At 69.4% G+C, this 5,893-nt stretch carries 8 protein-coding genes; 3 read left to right on the forward strand and 5 right to left on the reverse strand.

What is annotated here, in order from left to right; translation table 11 throughout:
- From B551_RS12265 to B551_RS12275, 3 genes are all read left to right on the forward strand, one after another.
- On the forward strand, positions 1–547 hold a 547-nt coding region (locus B551_RS12265; RefSeq protein WP_043439207.1), incomplete at its 5' end, for a folate-binding protein.
- Between the two features lie 48 nt (positions 548–595).
- Entirely contained in the window at positions 596–886 is a 291-nt protein-coding gene (locus B551_RS12270) for a DUF4936 family protein (RefSeq protein ID WP_006579545.1), read from the forward strand.
- Positions 887–934: 48 nt separating this feature from the next.
- On the forward strand, positions 935–1,777 hold the full coding sequence (locus tag B551_RS12275; protein ID WP_006579546.1) for an NRDE family protein: 843 nt from the start codon (positions 935–937) through the stop codon (positions 1,775–1,777).
- A gap of 106 nt (positions 1,778–1,883) precedes the next feature.
- On the opposite strand, the gene B551_RS12280 is transcribed toward B551_RS12275, so the two are convergent.
- From B551_RS12280 to B551_RS12300, 5 genes are all read right to left on the reverse strand, one after another.
- Positions 1,884–2,996, reverse strand: a complete 1,113-nt coding sequence (locus tag B551_RS12280; protein ID WP_043439209.1) for an MFS transporter — start codon at positions 2,994–2,996, stop codon at positions 1,884–1,886.
- A gap of 235 nt (positions 2,997–3,231) precedes the next feature.
- Entirely contained in the window at positions 3,232–3,660 is a 429-nt protein-coding gene (locus B551_RS12285) for a GNAT family N-acetyltransferase (RefSeq protein ID WP_006579547.1), read from the reverse strand.
- Between the two features lie 97 nt (positions 3,661–3,757).
- Positions 3,758–4,195 (reverse strand): YbgC/FadM family acyl-CoA thioesterase, encoded by a 438-nt coding sequence (locus tag B551_RS12290; protein ID WP_023264187.1) that lies wholly within the window; start codon positions 4,193–4,195, stop codon positions 3,758–3,760.
- A gap of 173 nt (positions 4,196–4,368) precedes the next feature.
- A complete protein-coding gene (locus B551_RS12295) occupies positions 4,369–5,355 on the reverse strand; it encodes a tripartite tricarboxylate transporter substrate binding protein (RefSeq protein ID WP_023264188.1) in 987 nt (328 codons plus the stop codon).
- 103 nt (positions 5,356–5,458) lie between these two features.
- Positions 5,459–5,893 (reverse strand): alpha/beta hydrolase fold domain-containing protein (locus B551_RS12300; protein WP_023264189.1); only part of this gene is annotated, 435 nt, incomplete at its 5' end.

Below are 5,893 nucleotides of genomic sequence, written 5' to 3' on the forward strand. Positions count from 1 at the left end.
CCTGCCGGACGCCGATGGCGTGCCGCGCTGGCAGATCGTGGCGCCTGCCGCGCAGGCCGATGCGCTGCGCGCATCGCTGGGCACCACGCTGCTGCAAGCCGATGCCGAACTGTGGGACTGGCTGGATATCCGCACCGGCATTCCGCGCATCGTGGTGGCCACGCAGGAACAGTTCGTGCCGCAGATGATCAATTTCGAGCTGATCGGCGGCGTCAATTTCCGCAAGGGCTGCTATCCGGGTCAGGAAGTCGTCGCGCGCAGCCAGTACCGCGGCACGCTCAAGCGCCGCATGTGGCTGGTCAGCGGCGAAGGCGAGACCCCGGACGAAGGCGCCGAGATCTATCGTGCCGACGATCCCGGCCAGCCGAGCGGCATGATCGTCAACGCGGCGCCCAAGCCCGATGGCGCCGGCTGGGACGCGCTGGCCGAGCTGAAGATCGATGCGGCCGGCGCGAGCCTGCATCTGGGCCATGCCGAAGGGCTGGCGATCACAGTGGGCGAGCTGCCCTACCCGGTGCCGCTGCTGGCCACCGATCCGGCCGCCTGAGGCCGGCCTTCCACGGTCCGCAGCAAGACGCCGCAAGGAGACGCCGCGATGAGCGACCACCTGTTCGTCTACTTCCGCGTGCGCGAGCAGGATGCCGCCGAGGCGCTGCCGCACTGGCACCGCTGGATGGCCACGGTGGCCGAAGCCACCGGGATCGGTGGTACGCTGATGCGCAGGCCCGAAACCCGCGCCGGCCTGCAGACCTGGATGGAGGCCTACGCCGACGTGCCGCCGGCCTTCGATGCGACGCTCGACGGTCTGTGGCGGCAAAGCGGTTTGCAGCACTGGCTCGAAGGCGAGCGCCAGGTCGAACGCTTCGTCGACCTGGACCTGTTGTAGCGCGGTGCCGCCCACAGCGATGCGGCGGCCCGCAACAAGGAAAGGCTTATGTGTTTGATCCTCGTCGCCTGGCAGGCCCACCCCGACTATGCGCTGGTGGTCGCGGCCAATCGCGATGAATTCTATGTCCGCCCGGCGGCGCCGGCGCACTGGTGGGACGATGCGCCCGAAGTGCTGGCCGGCCGCGACCAGGCGGACGTGATCGGCGAGCCGGGCACCTGGATGGGCGTGACCGCGGGCGGCCGCTTTGCCGCGCTGACCAATTACCGCGCGCCTTCCGAAAAGCGCACCGATGCCCGCTCGCGCGGCGAACTGGTGGCCGGCTTCCTGCGCGGCGAGGCGTCGCCCGAGCAATACGTCGGCGATCTCGCGCGCGGCGCCGGCATCCGCAGCCCCGGCGCCTACAACGGCTTCAACCTGCTCGCGGGCGATCTCGACGCGCTGTGGTGGTACAGCAACCGCTCGCCCGACGGCGCCCCGCAGCGGCTCAAGCCCGGCCTGTACGGCCTGTCCAACGCGCTGCTCGACACGCCGTGGCCCAAGGTGCGCAGCCGCGTCGGCGCGCTGGCCGAGACGCTGGCCGCCGACACCGGCGCACCCGGCGCCAGCGTCGAGCCCTATCTGGCGCTGCTGGCCGATACGCGCCAGGCCTGCGATTTCGAACTGCCGCAGACCGGCGTCGCGCCCGAATGGGAAAAGCTGCTGTCGTCGGCCTTTATCCGTTCGCCGTCTTACGGCACGCGCGCCAGCACGGTGCTGCGCGTGCGCCACGATGGCCGCTTCGACCTGAGCGAGCGCAGCTTCGACGCGTCCGGGCCGATCGGCGAGGTCTCGTACCAGGGCCAGATGAACGTGGTCAGCAGCGCGGGCACGATTCCGGCGCCGCGCTAAAGTCCAGCTGTCGTTCCCGCGCAAGCGAGAACCCAGTGGCTTAGACAGGCGCCGCTGGCAAAGACACTGGGCCCCCGCCTGCGCGGGGGCGACAGGATATGGACTGTCAGGCGGCAAGATACCGCCGCACCGTCCGCGCCCCGGCCAGCGCGATCCATCCCATCGTCAGCGCCACCAGGCCAAGTCCATAGCGCAGGTCGCTGGCGTGCGCGACGCCGCCGATCATCACCGGACCCAGCATCAGCCCGATATAGCCGAAGCGCGCCACGCGGGAGATGCCCTCGGCCGGGGGCACACCGGGCAGCCGCGATGCCGCCACAAAGAAGATCGGCACCATATTGGCCGCCCCGAGGCCCATCATCGCGAAGCCCAGCAGGCTCGCCCACGGCGCGGGCCACAGCAGCGCGAGGCTGATGCCGACGAAGGCCAGCCAGGCGCTCGCCGTCAGCGTGCCGGCGTCGCTCCAGCGCGCCCGGGCCAGATCCCCGGTGAAGCGGCCGACCGCCATGCCGCCCGAGAACGCGGCATAGCCAAAGCTGATCCAGCCGATCGGCGCCTGCGCGATCTCGCGCATATAGACGCTGGTCCAGTCGTACATCGCGCCCTCGCCCACCAGCCCGAGAAACGCCATCAGACCGAGCAGCCACAGCGCGCGGCCGGCGTGGTCGTGCCCCTTGCCGGCGTGCGGCGCGGTCGGGTGGTCGGGCAGCAGCCAGCGCTTCGACGCCAGCCCCACGCCGGCGGTCAGCAGCGCCATGCCGATCGCGTGCGCCAGCGGTGGAACCTGCAGCGACAGCAACAGCCCGCCAACTGCCGCGCCGACCATGCCGCCGAGGCTGAACATGCCGTGCAGCGCGGACATGATCGGCTTGTGGCGCCGGGATTCGACCGTGGCGGCCTGCGCGTTCATCGCGACATCGAACACGGCGCTGGCCATGCCGAACGCGATCAGCGCGGGCACCAGCGCGTAGAAATGCGGCATCGCCAGGATCGCGATGGTGGCGACGCCATAGGCCACGCCGCCCGACATGCAGGCGCGCGTGCTGCCGACCCGCGAGATCCAGCGGCCCACCGGACCCATCGCGACGATGGCGCCGAAGGCCACCGCCAGCATCGCCATCGACAGCACCGCATCGGACAGGCCGAAGCGCGCCTTGATCGTCGGGATATGGACGCCCCAGGTGGCGAAGGTCGCGCCATTGACGAAGAACAGCGCCATCGTGGCCCAGGTGGCCGGCGCGGTACGCTGCGGCGGAGGCGGATCGGGCGGTGCGGGGGGATGCGGGGCCGAAGCGGACGGCCGCGGCAGATCGGTGGACAGGTCGTTCATGCGAGACGGTGGGTACGGCTCGGTATGGTCCTGCATGGTCTCATACCGCCGCCGCGGCGGCCGTCGGCCGATGACTGACGCGCGGGTGCTCGAGCGTCGCTCGAACGTGCTCCGCCCTTGGAGGCTAGCCTCCCAGCCGCTTGCGCATCTCGATATGGGGAATCCCGGCTTCCTCGAACGGCTCGCCGACCTGCTGGAAGCCGACGCGCGCGTAGAACGGCGCCGCATGCGACTGCGCGTTGAGCACCAGTTCGGGATAGCCGAGTGCCTCGGCCTTGGCCATCAGCGCATCGAGCACGCGGGCGCCGACGCCGGTGCCGCGCGCGCTGGCGAGCACCGCCATGCGGCCGATGTGGCCGTCCGGCAGCAGGCGGCCGGTCGCCACCGCGACGCCCTGCGCGTCATAGGCGATCGCATGCCAGCTGGGCTCGTCCCATTCGTCCCACTCGAGTTCGACCGGTACGCCCTGTTCTTCGACGAACACGGCATAGCGGATCGCGCGCGCGGTCTCGCGCGCTTCGGACCAGGGCAGCAGGCGAACGGTGAGGGTCATGATGAAAGGATGACGCGTCGGTTGGCGAGGATCGGCATGATACCCGCGTCGGACGCGTCCGGTGCAGCCGGCTTGCCGATGGCGACTCGCTCCCGGCTTACTGCTCCGGCGCCACCGTCTCGTACGTGACGATCGCCTCGCGCACGGCCGCCGGCACCGGGGCCGAGCGCTGCGTCGCCGGATCGGCGCAGACGTAGACGATCTCGCCGGTGATCAAATGCTCGTCGCCGCGGTACATCTCGACGCGGAACAGCATGCTCGAGCGGCCGATGCGCGCGATGCGCCCGCGGATGTCCAGCATGTCGTCGAAGCGCGCCGAGCCGTGGTACTCCAGCGTCGACTTGACGACGTACATGTCCACGCCATGCGCGTGCAGCACGTCCTCGGGATAGCGGATGCCGACCGCGCGCCAGTACTCGGTCACGCAGATATCGCAATAGGTCAGGTAATGCGCGTTGAAGACGATCGACTGCGGATCGACCTCGGCCCAGCGCACGCGCAGCGGCATGCTGTGGCGAAACTCTTCCTTGGCCATGCGGAGTCCTCGGGTAAGACAGCGTCCGGGAAATTCGTCGCCCCGCAAATGCGGGGGCCCAGCGGCTTTTCCCATTTCCGCGTGGCGCGGCAAGCCACTGGGTCCCCGCCTGCGCGGGGACGACGGGATCAACGGCCCTCGGCGAGGGCCAGCGCGCATATTGCTGCCGCGGCTTACTGCGGCCGAGCCAGGCCCAGCTTCTCGATGATCGCCTTTTCCTTCTTGACCGTATCGGCCGCGAACTTCGCGTACTGCTCGCTGTTCATGTAGAACGGCTCCATGTCGAACTTCGCCAGCGACTCGCGGTAGTTCGGCATCTCCATCGCCTGCTTGAACGCGTCATGCAGCTTCTTGACGATCTTCGGGTCGGTGCCCTTGGGCGCGGCCAGGCCGAACGGCGAGGTCTGCACGATGCCCAGGCCCAGCTCCTTGAGCGTCGGCACGTTGGGGAAGCGCGGCGAACGCTTGTCGCCCCACACCGACAGCAGGCGCAGGCGGCCCTGCTCGACGTACGGCCCCCAGGCCGGCGTGTCGGCCACAGACATCACGTGGCCGCCCAGCAGCGCCTGCATCGACTCGGAATTGCCCTTGAACGGGATGTGCGAGAACTGGACGTTCTGCTTCATCGCCAGCTCTTCCATCGTCAGATGCAGCGTCGTCATCGAGCCCGGCGTGCCGTAGGTCAGCTTGCCGGGGTTGGCCTTGGCGTAGGCGATGTACTCCTGCATCGTCTTGATCGGCGAATCGGCCGGCACGACCAGGCCGAACGCATAGCCGGCCAGGTTGATCACATAGGTCAGGTCCTTGACCGGGTCCCAGTTGATCTTGGTCGTGTACGGCAGGCGGAACACCGGCAGCGGGATCTGCGCCAGCGTATAGCCGTCGGGCGGCGTGGCCTGCATCATCTGCGCCGGCAGCACGCCGCCGGCACCGGGCTTGTTCTCGACGATCACCGGCTGGCCCAGGATCTTCGAGGCGTTCTCCGCGAGCACGCGGAACGGGATATCGGTGGAACCGCCCGCGGTATAGCCGATGATGAGGCGGATCGGCTTCTGCGGGAAATTGTCCGCCTGGGCGTGGGCCGCGGGGGTGGCGGCCAGGCCGGTTACCGCGGCGGCGGCGATGGCGCCCGCGCGGGCGAGGAAGTGGCGGCGTTGCATCTGTAGTCGTCTCCTGTTGCTACAAGGTACTGCTCGGGTACTCGTGGATTGCCTGAAAAAACCGGGGTTCTGCGACCGCCTTGGCTTGGCATCGAGCGCGGCCCTAGATGGGCGGCGCGGTGCCGAAGGCCGTCCGCAACGCGCGCACGGCATCGTCGTGCGCGCGCGCCACTGCCGGGACGAAGCGTCCCAGCTTGAAGAAATCATGGATCATGCCGGGGTAGTCCGCCACTTCTGCCGGCACGCCTGCGGCGCGCAGCTTGCCGGCATAGGCGACGCCCTCGTCGTGCAGCGGATCGTAGCCCGCCACCGCGATCCAGGCGGGACAGCACCCGGCCACCTCCGCACCGCTGCCGCCGCCATCGAGCGGCGCAAAGCGCCAGTCGTCGCGGCTCTGCTCGCGGTCCAGATACTGCGCGAAGAACCACTGGATCATCGACGCGGTCAGCAGATAGCCGTCGGCCAGCGCCCGCTGCGACGGCGTGTCCTGGCGCGCGCTGGTGCCCGGATACAGCAGCATCTGCAGCACCGGCGCGAG

Source organism: Cupriavidus sp. HPC(L) (genome assembly GCF_000307735.3).
In the GTDB taxonomy this organism is placed as follows: Bacteria; Pseudomonadota; Gammaproteobacteria; order Burkholderiales; family Burkholderiaceae; genus Cupriavidus.

Bases quoted from the DNA above. Each gene is read 5' to 3' on its own strand.
- B551_RS12275 (WP_006579546.1), top strand. From the start codon at position 935: ATGTGTTTGATCCTCGTCGCCTGGCAGGCCCACCCCGACTATGCGCTG.
- B551_RS12270 (WP_006579545.1), top strand. From the start codon at position 596: ATGAGCGACCACCTGTTCGTCTACTTCCGCGTGCGCGAGCAGGATGCC.
- B551_RS12285 (WP_006579547.1), bottom strand. From the start codon at position 3,660: ATGACCCTCACCGTTCGCCTGCTGCCCTGGTCCGAAGCGCGCGAGACC.
- B551_RS12295 (WP_023264188.1), bottom strand. From the start codon at position 5,355: ATGCAACGCCGCCACTTCCTCGCCCGCGCGGGCGCCATCGCCGCCGCC.
- B551_RS12290 (WP_023264187.1), bottom strand. From the start codon at position 4,195: ATGGCCAAGGAAGAGTTTCGCCACAGCATGCCGCTGCGCGTGCGCTGG.
- B551_RS12280 (WP_043439209.1), bottom strand. From the start codon at position 2,996: ATGGCGCTGTTCTTCGTCAATGGCGCGACCTTCGCCACCTGGGGCGTC.